Origin of the sequence: Rathayibacter sp. AY1D9, from assembly GCF_002932395.1 — a bacterium.
Classification (GTDB): Bacteria; Actinomycetota; Actinomycetes; order Actinomycetales; family Microbacteriaceae; genus Rathayibacter.
This window is the reverse complement of the sequence record NZ_PSVQ01000057.1, coordinates 1-14,354: the sequence shown is the minus strand read 5'-3', so window position 1 is coordinate 14,354 and position 14,354 is coordinate 1. Positions and strand designations below refer to the sequence as shown.

Below are 14,354 nucleotides of genomic sequence, written 5' to 3'. Positions count from 1 at the left end.
CCCCGCCCCCGCGCGACCGGCCCGACCGGCCTCGCCATCGCCGCACTCGTCGTCGGCATCGTCGCGTTCCTCGTCGGCCTCGTGCCGGTTTTCGGAGCACTCGTCGGGATCGCCGCCGTCGTCCTGGGCATCCTCGCCCTCCGCCGCGGTCAGTCGAAGGCGATGTCGATCACCGGCGTCGTCCTCGGCGGTCTGGCCGTCCTCGCCTCGCTCCTGACGACGATCGGCTTCGGAGCCGCCGTGAACTCCGCCTCGAGCGACCGCCCGGCGGCCGTGATCGTCGAGTCGTCCGAGCCCACGACCGCTCCCGTCGTGCCGGCCACGGAGGAGGCGGAGGTCGTCGAGACGGCGGAGCCCGCACCCGTCGAGACGGCGGAGCCCGCACCCGTCGAGACGGTCGCCCCTGCCCCGGCGCCTGTCGAGACGGCGGCTGCTGCGCAGGTCTCGCCCGAGTTCGCCTCGGCACTCATCAAGGCGCAGAGCTACTCCGAGATGCTCCACATGAGCAAGGCGGGCCTGTACGGCCAGCTCACCTCCGAGTACGGGGAGCAGTTCTCGCCCGAGGCCGCGCAGTACGCGGTGGACACCGTCTCCGCCGACTGGAACGCCAACGCGCTGGCGAAGGCCAAGGACTACCAGGCCCAGATGGCGATGGCGCCGGAGGCCATCCGCGACCAGCTGACCAGCGAGTACGGGGAGCAGTTCACGAGCGACGAGGCCGACTACGCCATCGCGCACCTGAACGACTAGTCCCACTCGGACCGTCGCGGCACTGCGCGGCCACTGAGCAGGTCCTCCCGGAGGGCGGCGGACCACCGGAGCCGGTTCAGGCCAGGACGGCGAGGGTGACGGGGAGCGCCTCGCTCCACCTGCCGGTCAGCCGCTCCTCGCCCTCGAGGAACGGCGGCGCGAGGACCCGCGCGAGGACGAGAGTCAGACCGTCGGCCGAGGTCGTGGTGGTCCGTGCGTCGCTGCGGACGAGCACCGTCGACGGCGGCCCGGACGCTCCGGCGCCTGATCCGCTGCCCTGCACCGTCGCGGTCGGCAGGCGGACGATGCGCTGCCCGTCCTCCCCGAAATGCTGCTCGACCTCCCGGGCGCCGGTGCGGATCGCCGTGGCGAAGGCGGCGATCGCGACGGGGTCGCCGGCACCGTCGTAGACCCAGCGACGACCGAGGACGGTGTGCTCGACGGTCGCGAGGAGATGGGCGTCACCGCCGGCGAGAGGCGAGCCGCGGTAGGTCAGCGGCACCTGGAGCGGCGGCTGCCCGGACGACTGGACGATCAGCGTCTCCACTCCCACCTCGCCATCGGGGTCGTCGAACCGGTAGGCGCCGAGCTGCGTGAATCCGCCGCCCTCGCACCAGGGCTGCGTCGGCGCCCATGCCTCCACGATCTCGAGCTTCCCGGGGGTGATCGTCGCACGGTGCAGAAGGGCCATGCACCGAGAGTAGAGCCGGCCGATCCGTCCGGAGGAGTGCCCGTCAGCGAGCGGCGCCCGCCGTCGCCGACTCGGGCAGGCTGCTCATGGGGAGGGTGTACTCGCCCTTCAGCGCCGAGATCCAGACGGTGGTCGGGGCGACGGCGGCGAAGTTCGAGTTGAGCAGCGCCATCAGCGTGGTGTGCAGGGAGTGCGCGTCGATCGTGCCGGCGTCGTTCGCGATCGCGATCGCGCCCGTCGCGTCGGAGAGGACCTCGGCGCGGAGCCCGTGCGTCTCCGCCTCGGCGGCCGAGGCGAGGATGCAGTTGTTGGTCATGTAGCCGACGAGGGTGATCGTGTCGACGTCGTGCTCGCGGAGCCAGTCGAGCAGGTCGGTCCCCGCGAAGACCGTGCCGAACTGCTTCGTGACGTTCTTCCACGAGTCCGAGCGGCGCTTCTCGATCTCCGGGTGCAGCGCGAAGGACGGACCCGACGGGTCGAAGATCGGCGCTCCTTCGCCCGCGCTGTGCTGGACGACGGCGATCGGGAGGCCCGCGGCGGCGGCGGAGTCGAGGGCGGCGGCGATCCTCGGCAGCGACTGCGCGTGCGGCGGGTACTGGATCTCGAGCGGACCGCTGAAGTACTCCTGCTGCACGTCGACGAGGATCAGTGCGCGGCGCGGTGTGGTCATGAGGTGCTCCCATCGGTGGCGGACGTCCCCGATCCTCCCGCCCGGGGCTGGGAGCGGCGGTCAGCCACGCGGCCCGCGACCCGGTCGTGGGCGCAGGCCCACACCTCCTCGTGCTCGAGCGGAGTGAGGACGCCGGCGTCGAGCAGCCGGCCGGCCCGCCGCAGCACGGCCGCGATCGCCGCCTGCTCGGCGACGGCGGGGGAGTCGACGTTCGCGATCACGAGCCGGCGGGCGCAGGCCCGGCGGAGGCGGCGGGTCGAGCGGGCCGAGAGGAGCAGGAGCGACGCGGTCGGCAGGGCGAGCGCGGCCAGCAGGAGGAGCGGCAGCCGGTCGAGCGCGAGCGTCCCGACGGCGCCGGCGGCCGTCACGGCCACGACCAGCTGCGGACCGGCCGCGTGCAGGCGGAGGCGCCTCCGCTCCTCGACGGAGGTGCCGGGCGCGAAGACCACGAGCTCGCTCCGGACGACGCCGTACCGGCTCGCGCCGACGGTGTGGCGGCCCCAGCGGGGACCGGCGTCGAGGAGGCGGAGGAGCAGGTGCACGAGCGCCATCGTCGGCCCGCGACGGCGGGTGGAAGGGGATCCTGACGGAACGCGGACGCGTACCGGGCCGATCCGCACGGTCCGCTCGCGCGACGCTCACGACCCCCTCACGACGCGGGATCGCGCGCCGACGTCCCTTCACAGCCGATTACCCGTGAGGAAAGCGTGAGGATCCGCTCATTCCGGGCGGGCGCGCTCCTCACGGCGAGTAGAAACATCCAGTGACCTCTTCCGTCGTCCGTGGCGACCCCGACGCCCTCGAACCCTCCCCTCTCTCCTCCGCGCGCGCGGGCGGGGTGAAGGCGTGGCTCCTCGAGGGCCTCCGCGACGACTCCGGAGCGCACCCCGGCCCCCACGCGGCCACCGGCAGGACGCACTCGTGGTGGCGCGTCATGTGCCTCACCGGCGTCGACTACTTCTCGACCCTCGGCTACCAGCCGGCCATCGCGGCGCTCGCCGCGGGCCTCGTCTCTCCGCTCGCGACGATCGTCCTGGTGGTGCTGACCCTCCTCGGCGCGCTCCCCGTCTACCGCCGCGTGGCCCGCGAGAGCTTCCGCGGCGAGGGGTCGATCGCGATGCTCGAGCGCCTGCTGCCCTGGTGGGGCGGCAAGCTCTTCGTGCTGGTGCTGCTGGGGTTCGCGGCCACCGACTTCATGATCACGATCACCCTCTCGGCGGCCGACGCGACGGCGCACGCGGTCGAGAACCCGTTCGCCCCCGCCTGGTTCCACGGGGCGGAGGTGCCGCTCACGCTGGGGCTGATCGCCCTGCTGGGGATCGTGTTCCTGCGCGGGTTCCGCGAGGCCATCTCGATCGCGGTCGTGCTCGTGGCCGTGTTCCTCCTGCTCAACGCGATCGTGATCGCCGTGGCGATCGGGCACGTGGCCGAGAACCCCGTCGTCATCGGCGACTGGTGGTCGGCGCTCACGACCCAGCACGGGAATCCGCTGGTCATGGTCGGCATCGCGCTCATCGTGTTCCCCAAGCTCGCGCTCGGGCTCTCCGGCTTCGAGACCGGGGTCGCTGTCATGCCGCAGATCCGCGGCGACGCGGGCGACACCGAGGACGCCCCCGTCGGCCGCATCCGCGGGGCGAAGCGGCTGCTCATCACCGCCGCCGTCACGATGTCGGCGTTCCTCATCACCTCGAGCTTCGTCACCACGCTGCTCATCCCGCAGGCGCAGTTCCAGCCGGGCGGCGAGGCCAACGGCCGCGCGCTGGCCTACCTCGCGCACGAGTACCTCGGCGAGGGCTTCGGCACGGTGTACGACATCGCGACGATCTGCATCCTCTGGTTCGCGGGCGCCTCCGCGCTGGCCGGCCTGCTCAACATCGTCCCGCGCTACCTGCCCCGCTACGGCATGGCTCCGCAGTGGGCCGGCGCCGTGCGTCCGCTCGTGCTGGTCTTCACCGTCGTGGCCTTCGTCATCACGATCCTCTTCCGCGCCGACGTCGACGCGCAGGGCGGGGCCTACGCGACCGGCGTGCTGGTGCTGATCACCTCCGCGTCCGTCGCCGTGTTCCTCTCGGCGAAGCGCAGGAAGCAGCGCAAGCGCGCCGTGGGCTTCGCGGTCATCGCGCTGGTCTTCGTCTACACGACGGTCGTGAACGTGGTCGAGCGGCCCGACGGCGTGCGGATCGCGGCGGTCTTCATCGTCGGCATCCTCGCGGTCTCGCTCGTCTCGCGCGTGCACCGCTCGTTCCAGCTGCGCGCCACCTCCGTGGTGTTCGACGCCGCCGCGATCGACTTCCTCACCACGGACGCCGACGACTACGGCGTGATCCGCATCCTCGCGAACGAGCCCGACGACGGCTCCGAGGCGGAGTACCGGGACAAGCTGGCGGAGGAGCAGCGCGACAGCAACCTGCCGATGCGCGGGCCGGTGCTCTTCCTCGAGGTGCACACCACCGACTCCTCCGACTTCGAGGAGGACCTGGTCGTGCAGGGCCGCGTCTGCCACGGCTTCCGCGTGCTCACGGTGACCAGCGGCAACATCCCGAACACCATCGCCACGGTGCTGCTCGAGATCCGCGACCTCACCGGCGTGATCCCGGACGTCTACTTCGAGTGGACCGAGGGCGGCCCCATCTCGAACATGTTCCGCTTCCTCATCACCGGCACCGGCGAGGTCGCCCCCGTCACCCGCGAGGTCCTCCGCCGCGCGGAGTCCCGCCGGGACCGCCGGCCGGGCGTGCACGTGGGCTGACGCCTGCTGCGCGGCGGGGGAGTGGCGGCGCGGAGGTGCCGCTCCTGCTGCGGGATGGCGCCGAGACGCCGCTCCGTCATCGAGACACCGCTGCAGGAGCGGTGCGTCGGCGGAGGAGGCGGTGTCCCGGCGCGCGGCGGCCCCGTAGCGTGGGCGGCGGGCGCCCGTCGGGGCGCCGACACCGACGAACGGACGACGATGACCCTCGAGGACCAGCGCGCGCACATCCTGACCGGCGCCGTGTACGACGACATGACCCCCGAGCTCGTCGCCGCGCGCGAGCGGGCGGTCCTCGCCTCGAACGCGTACAACGCGAGCTTCGGGCGTCCCCCGGTCGAGCGGGAGGCTCTGCTCCGCGAGCTCGTCGCCTCGGTGGGCGCGGACGCGCACCTCGAGCCGACGTTCCGGTGCGAGTTCGGGTTCAACATCACGATCGGCGACCGCTTCTACGCGAACTTCGACTGCATCCTGCTCGACGGCGCCCCCATCACGATCGGCGACGACGTGCTGTTCGGCCCGCGCGTCTCGATCTACACGTCGAACCACGCCCTCGACCCGGCCGAGCGCGCCGCCGGCGCCTGCACCGCGAAGCCGGTCGTCGTCGGCGACGGCGTCTGGATCGGCGGCGGCGTCACGATCAACCAGGGCGTCACCATCGGCGACGGGGCCGTGATCGGCTCGGGCAGCGTCGTCACCCGCGACGTTCCTCCGCTCACCATCGCGGCCGGCGTCCCCGCCCGCGTCCTCCGCTCGATCACCCCCGACGACCGGACCGGCTACCGCCCGGCCCACTGACGGCGGCCCACGCCGGCCCCGAGACGCCGGCTCCGAGACGCCTCGGAACGGCTCCCGGCCTCGCGGCGATCCGCCCTCAGGACTTCACGGTCGACAGGGGCTCGGTGATGCTCTCGAGGCTGCGGCGCTCGGCGTCGACGCCGAAGATCAGGGCGATCACGCCGCCGAGGATCATCACGGCGGCGCCGACGAAGTACCCGATCGTCAGCGGACCGCGGTCGCTGCCGTCGCCGATCAGGGCGCCGTAGAGGGCGGGGGCGACCGCTCCGGCGATCTGGCCGAGGGTGAAGAAGTACGAGATCGCCTGGCTGCGCAGCTCGAGCGGGAAGATCTCGCTCACGGTGAGGTAGGCGCTCGAGGCTCCCGCGGAGGCGAAGAAGAACGACACGCACCAGAGGATCGTCTGCGTCGTCGCGGTCAGGACGTCCATGCTGAAGAGGACCGCCGAGACGGCCAGGACCGCTCCCGAGACGCCGTAGGTGAGGAAGATCATCTTCCGCCGGCCCCACACGTCGAACAGGTGGCCGAGCACCAGCGGCCCGACGAGGTTGCCGATCGCGAACGGGAAGAAGAAGTACGAGATCGCGCTCTGCTCGACTCCGTAGAAGTTCTCGAGCACCAGCGCGTAGGTGAAGAAGATCGCGTTGTAGAGGAACGACTGGGTGATCATCATCGTCGCGCCCACCAGCGTCCGCTTCGGGTACTGCCGCAGCAGCACCCTGGCGATGGTGCGGAACGGGATGCTCTCCGTCGCCTTCACGGTGATCGCCTTCGCGTCGTCGACCGGCTCGAGCACGCCGCCCTCCGCCTCCACTCGGCGCTCGATCTCGTCGACGGTGCGCTCCGCCTCCTCCTCGCGGCCGTGCGTCATCAGCCAGCGGGGGCTCTCGGGGATGTGGCGGCGGAGGTAGATGATCGCCAGGCCGAGGATCGGGCCGAGGAAGAAGCCGAGGCGCCAGCCGACGTTCTCGGCGAAGAGCGCGTCGTTCAGGAAGAACAGGTTGGCCGCGGAGCCCAGAGCCGCGCCGCCCCAGTAGGTGCCGTTGATCGCGATGTCGACGCGGCCGCGGTACTTGGAGGGGATGAGCTCGTCGATCGCGGAGTTGATCGCCGCGTACTCGCCGCCGATCCCCATGCCCGCGAAGAAGCGGAACACGGCGAGGAAGACGTAGTTCGGCGCGAGTCCCGCCAGGCCGCTGGCGACCAGGTAGATGACGAGCGTCAGGATGAACAGCTTGCGCCGCCCGAGCTTGTCGCTCAGTCGCCCGAAGATCAGGGCGCCCGCGATCTGCCCGCACAGGTAGATCGTGCCGAGCAGGCCGACCTCGAAGGCCGAGAGCCCGAACTCCTTCGCGAAGCCGGCGGAGGCGACGATCTGGATCTCGAGTCCGTCCAGCACCCACGAGAAGCCGAGGCCGACGACGATCGACCAGTGGAAGCGGGTCCAGGGGAGCCTGTCGATGCGGGCGGGCACGAGGCTCCGGACCGGGCCGCGCGGACTGGTGGATGTCGACATGGCGAGCGCCTTCCTGTCGCCCCGGCGTCGTTGCGGAGGAACGCTGTCCCGAGCGCGGCGAGACGACACTAGACCCGCGGGCGGCTCCATATCGCCGGGCTATTCACCCCTTGTCACGGACCGCCGAGCGGGTGTATCCCGGGCATCGGTGCCCACCCGGAGGCGGAGCGAGGCGCGGAGCTCATCGGCCCGGATCCGGAGCGAGGCGCGGTGGACGCGAGCCCGGATCCGTCCCGCGGGGCCTGACACCGCCCGCCTCCTCGGCCTAGCGTGGAGGCATGATCGACGCGACGCCCGCGGGCACCCCCACCTACGTCCTCAGCGAGGGGCCCGTCTGGGATCCGGACACCGCCCGCCTCACCTGGGTCGACATCGAGGCCGGCGCGGTCCTGTCCGCCCCCGTCACCGCGGAGGGGATCGGAGCGATCTCGCGCACCGACGTCGGAGAGCAGGTCGGCGCCGCGCTGCCCCTGGGCGACGGGCGGACGCTCGTCGCGCTGACCCGGCGGCTCGCGATCCTGGAGGTCGACGGCTCCCTCACGCGCGGCTCCGAGCTGCTGCCGGAGGGGCACCGCTTCAACGACGGCACGATCGACCCGCAGGGGCGCCTCCTGGTCGGCTCGCTGACCCTCGGCGAGTCGGCGGGCGACGACGTCCTGCTGCGCATCGAGCACGACGGATCCGTCACCGTGCTCGACGACGACCTGCGGCTCTCGAACGGACTCGGCTTCTCGCCGGACGGCTCTGTGCTGTACTCGGCCGACACCGAGTCGGGCGTGATCCACCGCCGCTCCTACGCGGACGCCGAGCACGGCCCGCGCGAGCCCTTCGTCGAGCTCGAGGAGGGCGTGTTCGCCGACGGACTGACCGTGGACGCCGACGGCCGCGTGTGGGTCGCGGTCTGGGGCGGGAGCGGCGTCCGCGTGTTCGAGGCCGACGGCAGCCCGGTCGAGGGCGCGGGCATCAGGATCGACGCCCCGCACTCCTCCAGCATCGCCTTCGCGGGCGAGGACCTGGACATCGCGGTCGTCACCTCCGCATCACGCGACCTCTCGGCGGACGAGCGGGCGCGTCATCCGCACGCCGGCGGACTGTGGATCGCGCAGCCCGGTGCCCGCGGCCGCGCCGCCACGCGCTGGGTGGAGGGCCCTCTGCCCTAGAGGCGGCCGGTCGCCCGTCAGACGGCGGGCGTCGTCGGCGGGCTCGGCTCCGACGCGGGCTGCGGCACGAGGGTCAGCCGCGAGATGCGGTAGCGGTCCGTCTCGGCCACGCGGAGCAGGTGGTCGCCGACGAGCACGGAGTCGCCCACGACGGCCACACGGCCGATCCGGTCGAGGACGAACCCGCCGACCGTCTCGTACGGACCCTCGGGCAGCTCGATGCCCAGCTGCTCCGCCAGGTCCTCGAGGATCATCCCGCCGTCGACGTCGTGCAGCTGCTCGGCCGCCTTCGCGTCGACCGCCTGGCGGGCGCCGTCGTACTCGTCGTAGATCTCGCCGACGAGCTCCTCGAGCAGGTCCTCCAGCGTGATGATGCCGTCGGTTCCCCCGTACTCGTCGATGACGACGGCGATCTGGTGGCCGTCGTGGCGCATGGTGCGCAGGGCCGCGAGCACCTTCGTCGTGCCGGGGACCGCGAGGATCGGGCGGGTGATGTCGGCGACGCTGCTCGCGGTGCCGGCGCGGCCCGCCTCCGGGAACGCGGACATCAGGTCGCGAACGTGGACGAAGCCGAGGACGTCGTCGAAGTCGTCGCCGACCACCGGGTAGCGCGAGTGCGGCTGGTCGAGGACCGCCGCGTAGCCCTCGGCCACGCTGAGCGCGCCGCGGAGGAAGTCGACGTCCGGGCGCGGGCGCATCACCTCGGCGACGCGGCGGTCGTCCGCGCGGAAGATGTCGGTGAGCAGCCGGCGGCTGTCCTCGTGGATCTCGGTGTTGCTGGAGATCATGTCGCGCACCTCGTCGGCCGAGACGCTCTCGCCCTTCTCGCGCGGGTCGGCGCCGAGGAGGCGGACGACGGCGTCGGTCGAGACGGACAGCAGCCAGATCACGGGGCGCATCAGGCGCGCGAGGGCGTTGAGCGGGGGCGCGAGGGCCTTGGTGAACGCGACGGACTTCTGCATCGCCAGGCGCTTGGGGACCAGCTCGCCCAGCACCAGGGAGAGGTACGCGATGACGAGGGTCATCAGGATCAGGGCGACGGTCGAGGCGGCGGAGGCCGAGAGGCCGAGCGACTGCAGCGGCGGTACGAGGTCGGGCGCGATGGTCGAGGCGCCGTACGCCGAGGAGAAGAAGCCGGCGAGCGTGACGCCGATCTGGACCGCGGAGAGGAACGTGTTGGGGTTGCGGACGAGCTCGGCGATGCGCCGGCCGCGCTCGCTGCCGGCCTCGATCGCGCGGACCTGGCTCTCGCGGAGGCTGACGATGGCCATCTCGGTGCCCGCGAAGACGCCTCCGAGGAGGACGAACAGCACGACGAGGCCGATGTTGAGGAGGGTGTCGAGATCCACGCCGACCAGAGTAGGGATGCCGGCCGTGAGAACGCCTCGTGGACTCTCAGGGAGCGGGGGCGGGCGGAACGACGCCCCGCCCGCCCGCTCAGGACGCGTCGGCCGGGCGCACGCCGATCGTGAGGATCAGGTTCGCGTAGATGCGGCGGTCGCCCGAGGCGATGGTGAGCGCGACGTCGGGGGTGCGCGCCTCGGCGTAGAAGGCGTGCCGCTCGAGCGAGGTGAAGGGGACGCCGTCGAGGGACCGGCGGAAGGCGTCCTGCGCGGGGACGTCGATCCCGGGCGCGGGGGTCATGACCGTCGCCTCCTCGACGACGATCGCCGAGAGCAGGGCGTCGAGGATCTCGTCGACGGTCAGCATGTCGGGCCGGAGGTTCAGGTGCACCAGGGCGGAGTTCGGTCCGAGCGTGGTGCCGACGGGGTAGTTGCCGTCGGCGATGAGGACGCGGGAGCCGTGGCCCGCGCGGGCGAGCGCGTGCAGGATCTCGGGGTGGAGGAGGGTCGTGGTCAGCAAGAGGAGCTCCTAGAGGTCGTGGAGGTGGGCGACGGACGAGCCGGCGAGCAGGCGGCCGGGAAGCCTCCGCTCCTGGGGGCCGGGCTGCTCCGCCCCGGAGTCGAGGCGGAGGCGGACGAGGGCGGCGGCCTCGGCGGCGATCGCCTCCGTCGGCTGGGCGATCGTGGTCAGGTGCGGGCGGACCACGCGGGCCAGCTCGACGTTGTCGAAGCCGACGACGGAGAGGTCCGTCGGCACGCGCAGCCCGGAGTCGCCGAGGGCGATCAGGGCGCCGACCGTCAGCTCGCGGTTGCTCGCGAACAGGGCGGTCGGCCGGGGGCTCAGGGCGAGGATCCGCTCGACGGCGGCGACCCCGCTCTCGACCGTCAGCGGGCCGCGCACCACGGCGTCGGCGGCGGGGTGCACGCCGCGCTCGGCCAGGGCGGCGAGGAAGCCGGCGGTCCGCTCCCGGGTGGAGGACACTCCGTCCTCCCCGCCGAGCACCGCGATCGAGCGGTGGCCGTGGTCGAGGAGGTGGCGGGCGGCGGAGGCGCCGGCGCCCGCGTTGTCGAGCGCGACGCGATCGGTGACCAGTGCGTCGTCGATCCAGTCGACGGCCACCACGGGGGTGCCCTGCTCGGAGGCGCGGCGCAGCGCGTCGACGTCGCTCGCGGACGGCACCGCCACGATCCCGTCGACCATCTTCTCGAGCAGCAGGTCGACGGCGGCTCCCGGCTCGGGGCGGCTCACGCCGACCAGCACGCCGATGCCCTCTCCGCGCAGGGCCCGCTCGAGGCCCGCGATGATCGAGAGGTGGAACTCGTTGTCGAGGGCGGGCAGCAGCACTCCGACCGTGCGGGAGCGCCGCGAGCGCAGGCCTCGAGCGAAGCCGTTGACGCGGAAGCCGACCTCGGCGGCCGCCGCCTCGATCGCCGCCCGGTTCTCGGGGCGCACGGGGAGCCCGTTGTAGTGCTTCGAGATGGTCGAGAGCGAGAGGCCGGTCAGCCGCTGCAGGTCCTTGTAGGTGGCCACGTCACAGGGTGGCGCGGGGCGAGCCGTAGCCGCTCCAGCCCGGGATCGTGCCGTCGGCGTCCCACAGGTCGAGCCAGCCGGTGCTGCCGGGCCAGAGGAAGACCTGGCCCTTGATCAGCCGGTTGTTGCGCTCGGCGCCGCGCAGCGCCTCCTGCTCCTCGGCCGTGAGCACCAGGGAGGCGGCGGCCAGGTTCGCCTCGATCTGCTCCGGCTTCACCGCGAACGGGATCGGGATCTGGCCGCGGTTCACCGCCCAGGCGAGGCACACGACGGCCGGATGCACGCCCCGCTCCTCGGCGATCGCCCGCACCGCGGGGTGCTCGATGTCGACGATGTCGCCCTCCACCCGGTCGCGCTCCGGCCGCGACGGCGAGCCCAGCGGCGAGTAGCCGATCGGCTGGATGCGGTGGTCGAGGCAGAAGCGGAACAGCTCCGGCTGCTGGAAGCAGGGGTGCAGCTCCATCTCGTTCAGCTGCGGGGCGATGCGGACGTCGGCGAGGATCCGCTCGAGCTTGGGGATGGTGACGTTGGAGGTGCCGAGGTGCCGGACGAGGCCCCGGTCGACCAGGCTCTCGAGCGCTCGCCAGGTCTCGAGGAACGCCTCGTGGACGTACGGGCGGGCGTGCGGATCGCGTGCGTCGGTCTCGGCGTGCGGCGGGTGGTGATTGGGGAAGGGCCAGTGCACGAAGACGGCGTCGAGCACGTCGAGGCCGAGATCGGCGAGCGAGCGCTCGACGGAGGCGACGGCCGCCGCGGGCTCGTGCGCGTCGTTCCAGATCTTCGACATGACGAAGAGCTCGTCGCGGTCGACTCCGGAGTCGGCGATCGCCCGGCCGACGCGCGGCTCGTTGCCGTAGACGGTGGCGCAGTCGAGGAGGCGGAAGCCGGCGCGGAGGGAGTGCTCGACCGCGAGGCCGACGGTCTCGGCGTCGTAGCGGTCGGAGCCGAACGTGCCGGCGCCGATGGCGGGGATGCGGCTGCCGCTCGCGAGGACGCGGTGGCTCGGCGGAGTGGGGGCCATGCGGATCCTCCTGGTGCGGCGGCGGGGTCGAAACGTTGCGCTCCACGGTAGGCGGCGGAGGGTGGCGGCGTCAACGATGCTGTGGACCGATGTGCGTAACGTTTCGTGCGGTGGGTGCTTTCGTCCTCCGTCCCTGCCCCGCCTCCCTCGAGAGTCCAGTAGTCGTCGCACTCGAGATCGACTGCGACGACTACTGGACTCTCGAGCCGCGCGCTCGGCTCGCTCGCGCGAGAACTCAGGAGTCGTCGCACTCGACGTCGACTGCGACGACTCCTGGACTGTCGAGCGGTGCGGCTGACACGTGCGAGCTGTGCGCCGGCCCTCCGTGCGGGCACGCTCCCTCGAGAGTCCAGGAGCCGTCGCACTCGAGGTCGACTGCGACGACTCCTGGACTGTCGAGAAGAGCCCCGCCCCTCCGCTCAGACCAGCCGGCGCGACTCCTCCGTGACCACGCGGAACCAGCGCGCGCCGTAGCCGTTGAGGGGCACCGACACGGCGCCGTCCTCGTCGAGCGGGAGCGACTCGCCGCCGAGGGAGTCGACCAGCCGCGCCCCGGCGGGGGTGTCGGGAAGCGTCAGGTGCGCCGTGCGCGGGTTCGACGCCAGGTTGTGCACCGCGACGGTCGTGCCGGTCGACGCGGACATCCGGTGCGCGAGCACGCTCGGCTCGTCGCAGGGGAGGTGCGTGTACTCGCCCCACCCGATCTCCGGCGACCGCCGGTACAGCCAGGCGAGGCCCTTCACGTGGGCCAGGATCGAGTCCGGATCCTGGAGCTGCGCGGCCGCGTTCACGTGCTCGGGTCCGAAGCCGCCGCCGGGAGGGGCGGCGATCAGGTCGGAGGCGTCGGCGCGCGAGAACCCGCCGTTGGCAGCGCTGCTCCACTGCATCGGGGTCCGCACGGCGCTGCGGCCCGGGATGTCGGCGTTCTCGCCCATCCCGATCTCCTCGCCGTAGTACAGCACCGGGGTCCCGGGCAGCGAGAAGACCAGGCTGTGGACCAGGCGGACGCGGCGCGGGTCGCCGTCGACCATCGGCGGGAGGCGGCGGACGATGCCGCGCCCGTGGATCCGCTGCGACTGCTCCGGAGCGAACGCCGCGAAGACCTCGTCGCGCTCGTCGTCGCTCAGCTGGTCGAGGGTGAGCTCGTCGTGGTTGCGCGCGAAGTTCGCCCACTGACTGCCGACGGAGATCTCGGGGCGGCTCGCGAGCGCCTCGACGAGCGGCGCCGCCTCCTCGCGGGCCAGCGCGAGGTAGAGGCGCTGGTTGCCGATGAAGTCGAACTGCATCGACAGCTCGTCCGCGTCCTCGCCGCCGAAGAAGCCGAGCTGCTCCTCGCGGGTCACGTTGACCTCGCCCAGCAGCATCGCCTCGCCGGAGCGCCGCGAGACGAAGCGGCGCAGCAGGCGCAGCCACTCGTGCTCGTCGCGTTCGCCGGGCTCGATCAGGTAGGGCACCGCGTCGACCCGGAAGCCGTCGACGCCCAGCTGCAGCCAGAACCCGATGAGCTTCGCGATCTCGTCGCGCACGGCCGGGTTCTCGGTGTTGAGGTCGGGCTGGTGCCGGTAGAAGTGGTGCAGGTAGTACTGGCCCGCCTCCTCGTCGCGGAACCAGACGCCGTCCTCCGCGTCCGGGAACACGTTCGCGGGCTGATCGGCGGGCGGCTCGTCGCGCCAGACGTAGTAGTCGCGGTACGGGCTGTCGGGGGAGGAGCGGGCGGCCTGGAACCAGGGGTGCTGGTCCGAGGTGTGGTTGACGACGAGGTCGACGATCACGCGCATCCCGCGGTCGTGGGCGGTCCGGATCACCTCGACGACGTCGCCGTGGTGCCCGAAGCGCTCGTCCACTCCGTAGAAGTCGCTGATGTCGTAGCCGTTGTCGCGGCCGGGGGACCGGTAGAACGGCGCGAGCCAGAGGCAGCTGACGCCGAGCTCGGCCAGGTAGTCGATCCGGTGGACGAGGCCCTCGAGGTCGCCGACGCCGTCGTCGTCCCAGTCCATGAACGTCTTCACGTCGAGGTTGTAGAAGACGGCGGTGCGCCACCACAGGTCGCTCGTGTCGGTGACCCTCAACGGCTACGGCGCGCGCTGGTTCCGCGTGGTCACGGAGGAGTCGCGCCGGCTGGTCTGAG

At 72.3% G+C, this 14,354-nt stretch carries 13 protein-coding genes; 4 read left to right on the top strand and 9 right to left on the bottom strand.

Features of this window, described 5'->3' with window-relative positions; all coding sequences use genetic code 11:
* Window positions 1–750: Ltp family lipoprotein (locus tag C5C50_RS16045; protein ID WP_308471842.1), on the top strand; the 750-nt coding region annotated here is incomplete at its 5' end.
* A gap of 76 nt (window positions 751–826) precedes the next feature.
* Here C5C50_RS16045 and C5C50_RS16040 read toward each other — a convergent pair.
* The 3 genes from C5C50_RS16040 to C5C50_RS16030 are packed head-to-tail and all read right to left on the bottom strand — an operon-like array spanning window position 827 to window position 2,653.
* Window positions 827–1,441, bottom strand: coding sequence for a hypothetical protein (locus tag C5C50_RS16040; protein ID WP_104273903.1), 615 nt, complete (start codon window positions 1,439–1,441; stop codon window positions 827–829).
* 43 nt (window positions 1,442–1,484) lie between these two features.
* Window positions 1,485–2,111 carry an isochorismatase family protein gene (locus tag C5C50_RS16035; RefSeq protein ID WP_104248270.1) on the bottom strand — a complete coding sequence of 209 codons (627 nt, stop codon included), beginning with the start codon at window positions 2,109–2,111 and terminating at the stop codon, window positions 1,485–1,487.
* Window positions 2,108–2,653, bottom strand: a complete 546-nt coding sequence (locus C5C50_RS16030) for a DUF6611 family protein (RefSeq protein ID WP_146085925.1) — start codon at window positions 2,651–2,653, stop codon at window positions 2,108–2,110. Before C5C50_RS16030 ends, C5C50_RS16035 begins: the two co-directional genes overlap by 4 nt.
* Window positions 2,654–2,874: 221 nt before the next feature.
* On the opposite strand from C5C50_RS16030, the gene C5C50_RS16025 reads away from it, so the two are divergent.
* Together C5C50_RS16025 and C5C50_RS16020 are read left to right on the top strand one after the other, a co-directional pair.
* On the top strand, window positions 2,875–4,860 hold the full coding sequence (locus tag C5C50_RS16025; RefSeq protein ID WP_374953067.1) for an amino acid permease: 1,986 nt from the start codon (window positions 2,875–2,877) through the stop codon (window positions 4,858–4,860).
* Window positions 4,861–5,058: 198 nt separating this feature from the next.
* Window positions 5,059–5,655, top strand: coding sequence for a sugar O-acetyltransferase (locus C5C50_RS16020; protein WP_104248278.1), 597 nt, complete (start codon window positions 5,059–5,061; stop codon window positions 5,653–5,655).
* Between the two features lie 76 nt (window positions 5,656–5,731).
* Here C5C50_RS16020 and C5C50_RS16015 read toward each other — a convergent pair whose 3' ends face one another.
* Window positions 5,732–7,171: an MFS transporter gene (locus C5C50_RS16015; protein WP_104225083.1), complete on the bottom strand. Its 1,440-nt coding sequence runs from the start codon at window positions 7,169–7,171 to the stop codon at window positions 5,732–5,734.
* Window positions 7,172–7,449: 278 nt separating this feature from the next.
* Here C5C50_RS16015 and C5C50_RS16010 point away from each other — a divergent pair, with 278 nt between their 5' ends.
* Entirely contained in the window at window positions 7,450–8,331 is an 882-nt protein-coding gene (locus C5C50_RS16010; RefSeq protein ID WP_104261684.1) for an SMP-30/gluconolactonase/LRE family protein, read from the top strand.
* 17 nt (window positions 8,332–8,348) lie between these two features.
* Here the strand turns inward: C5C50_RS16010 and C5C50_RS16005 are convergent, their stop codons facing one another.
* The 5 genes from C5C50_RS16005 to C5C50_RS15985 form a co-directional block, all read right to left on the bottom strand.
* Window positions 8,349–9,680 (bottom strand): hemolysin family protein, encoded by a 1,332-nt coding sequence (locus C5C50_RS16005; protein WP_104273901.1) that lies wholly within the window; start codon window positions 9,678–9,680, stop codon window positions 8,349–8,351.
* 88 nt (window positions 9,681–9,768) lie between these two features.
* Complete coding sequence (locus C5C50_RS16000) at window positions 9,769–10,194, bottom strand: RbsD/FucU family protein (protein ID WP_104225080.1); 426 nt, start codon at window positions 10,192–10,194, stop codon at window positions 9,769–9,771.
* A 9-nt stretch (window positions 10,195–10,203) separates the two neighbouring features.
* The gene (locus C5C50_RS15995) at window positions 10,204–11,205 is read right to left on the bottom strand and encodes a LacI family DNA-binding transcriptional regulator (protein WP_104273900.1); all 1,002 of its coding nucleotides are present in this window, start codon (window positions 11,203–11,205) and stop codon (window positions 10,204–10,206) included.
* A 1-nt stretch (window position 11,206) separates the two neighbouring features.
* Entirely contained in the window at window positions 11,207–12,226 is a 1,020-nt protein-coding gene (locus C5C50_RS15990; RefSeq protein ID WP_104261686.1) for an aldo/keto reductase, read from the bottom strand.
* 419 nt (window positions 12,227–12,645) lie between these two features.
* Window positions 12,646–14,295 carry an alpha-amylase family protein gene (locus C5C50_RS15985; RefSeq protein WP_104273899.1) on the bottom strand — a complete coding sequence of 550 codons (1,650 nt, stop codon included), beginning with the start codon at window positions 14,293–14,295 and terminating at the stop codon, window positions 12,646–12,648.
* Window positions 14,296–14,354: the final 59 nt, after the last annotated feature.